This window comes from Rhodopirellula maiorica SM1, assembly GCF_000346295.1.
GTDB lineage: Bacteria > Planctomycetota > Planctomycetia > Pirellulales > Pirellulaceae > Novipirellula > Novipirellula maiorica.
The window spans coordinates 1-932 of record NZ_ANOG01000306.1; the positions used below are offsets into that span (position 1 = coordinate 1).

General features: G+C 57.7%; 1 protein-coding gene. It reads right to left on the reverse strand.

Features of this window, described 5'->3' with window-relative positions; genetic code table 11:
• On the reverse strand, window positions 1-724 hold a 724-nt coding region (locus RMSM_RS09935), incomplete at its 3' end, for an amidase (protein WP_008694968.1).
• Window positions 725-932 lie beyond the last annotated feature (208 nt).

Sequence of the window (932 nt, forward strand, 5' to 3'; positions counted from 1 at the left end):
CAAATTGATTCAGCGACGTGGAATCTCGCGGCTCAAATCCAGCGATTGCTTCCAACAGTAACGCGACATCCGGCACCGACCAAGCCATCGGTCCGACTTGATCCAAGCTGCTGGCGAACGCGACCAAACCATAGCGGCTGACACGTCCATAAGTCGGCTTCATTCCCGTGATCCCGCAGAACGCGGCAGGCTGGCGAATCGAACCACCGGTATCGGTCCCCAGACTCAGCGGCACCGATCCGGCGGCGACACATGCTGCGGCGCCGCCACTGCTGCCGCCTGGCGTGCGATTGGTATCCCAAGGGTTTCGCGTCAGCCCAAATGCACTCGTTTCCGTGCTGGCGCCCATCGCGAACTCGTCCATGTTGGTTTTGCCGATAATCACGGCATCCGCTTCGCGCAGTTTGCTAACGACGGTGGCATCGTAGGGCGGGCGAAAGTCCTTGAGCATTCGCGAGGAACATGTGGTCGGCATGTCGGTGGTGCAGAGCACGTCTTTGACTGCGACGGGCACGCCCGCCAAGATCCCAAGCGGCTCGCCAGCGGCACGTTTAGCATCGACGCGTCGAGCCGCATCAAGGGCCTGTTCCGCCGCAATGTGAGTAAATGCGTTGATCGAGTCGTGGGTGTCGCGGACCGACGCCAACGCTTTTTCAGCAATCTCAACTGCGGTTAGATCGCCATTTTCTTGCAATCGAACCAATTCCAAGGCGGAATCAAGCATGGTTTCTGCATCAATCGTAAAGTGGAAACGTATTCAAGCGAATCCGAATTATTGGAGATCGCCGGCCAGCCGACTACCGGGCTATGTTTTCGATGTTTTTGGCGTCTTCGGCGATTCACAAAAGCCGATGACGGCTTGTTGATTTAATCCAAATTCATATCGCAACGGTGAGCCGGGGGCCGTATGGGGGCACCGGGGTCGTCCGCTA